Genomic DNA, 1,340 nt, shown 5'->3' with positions numbered 1-1,340 from the left:
AATAAAGAAAAAGCAGTATGAATCAAAACCCCGAATCTTCGGGGTTTTTTATTAGCGTGAGCTTGTCGGCTGAAGGGGCTTTGTTGCGTAATTCGATGGAACTAAATCAGGAAGTTACGATCTGATCGGTTACATCAGTTAATCATCGTAGCCTTATGCCGAAACCTCGTTACAAAACAACTAACTGGAAGCAGTACAATAAAGCCTTAATCAACCGTGGTTCTCTGACTTTTTGGATTGATGAGGAAGCGATAGCCGAGTGGAAGCAAAACAAACAAGGCAAGCGTGGTAGACCTCGCCGATTCAGCGACTTAGCCATTACTACCGCACTGATGGTTAAGCGCGTCTTCTCCATGCCATTGAGAGCGCTGCAAGGCTTTCTAGACTCAGTATTTAAGCTGGCTCACATCCCGCTTGTTTGCCCACACTACACCTGTATAAGCCGCCGAGCTAAGGAAGTTGAGGTTTCATTTAAAACCAAAACCAGAGGAGCAATACAACATCTGGCCATTGATGCCACTGGCCTCAAGGTTTATGGCGAAGGTGAATGGAAGGTCAAGAAGCATGGTACTGATGGGAAGCGCAGAGTCTGGCGTAAGCTGCATATCGCAGTAGATACAAGCACCCACGAAATAGTCGCAGCAGAGCTGAGCTTATCTAACGTAACCGATGCCGAAGTACTTCCCAACTTGCTTAAGCAGACACGTCGTAAAATCATTGAGATATCAGGCGATGGTGCTTATGACACAAGGAATTGCCATGATGCCATACGGCTCAAGCGAGCTGTTCCACTCATTCCGCCACGAGAAGGGGCAGCCTTCTGGGAACGAGGACATCCTCGCAACTTAGCAGTGGGTTGCCAGAAGCTCTACGGCTCTAACAAGAAATGGAAAAAGCGGTATGGTTATCATAAGCGCTCGCTCTCAGAGACAGCAATGTATCGGGTAAAACAGTTGTTAGGTGGGAAATTAAGCCTGAGGGACTACAACGCTCAAGTTGGTGAGACTTACGCTATGATCAAAGCGCTGAACAAGCTTACAGGGGTAGGTATGCCTGAAACTCAGTATGTTGTTTAAGAACTGAACAACATGGGGCTACCATGTCTTCTCATCGAATTAAGCAACAAAGCCTCGTGTTACTTTTCTGCTACTGACAAGCGCAAGTATCACCACGATGACAGCACCAGCGATAGCCACGTGAATTATTGAGATTTGTTCCATTTACCCAGCCTATTGATTGCTTGTTATTTTGATATAAATACAACATAGCGCATATTCAACAACAGATTTCTAGGCCAGATCACAGACCTCGAACTCACCAAGTGGCCACCAACCCTTTAA

At 46.0% G+C, this 1,340-nt stretch carries 1 protein-coding gene; it reads left to right on the top strand.

Annotation, left to right across the window (positions count from 1 at the left end; genetic code table 11):
- Positions 1-155 precede the first annotated feature (155 nt).
- Complete coding sequence (locus R7044_RS24060) at positions 156-1,076, top strand: IS5 family transposase (RefSeq protein ID WP_225455854.1); 921 nt, start codon at positions 156-158, stop codon at positions 1,074-1,076.
- The last annotated feature ends 264 nt before the right edge of the window (positions 1,077-1,340 follow it).

The sequence above is a fragment of the Vibrio sp. 1402 genome (assembly GCF_033340275.1).
This window is presented reverse-complemented; position numbering and strand designations above follow the sequence as displayed.

What these genes read in the sequence shown, in the direction of transcription:
- R7044_RS24060 (WP_225455854.1), top strand. Translation starts at nt 156, where the DNA reads ATGCCGAAACCTCGTTACAAAACAACTAACTGGAAGCAGTACAATAAA.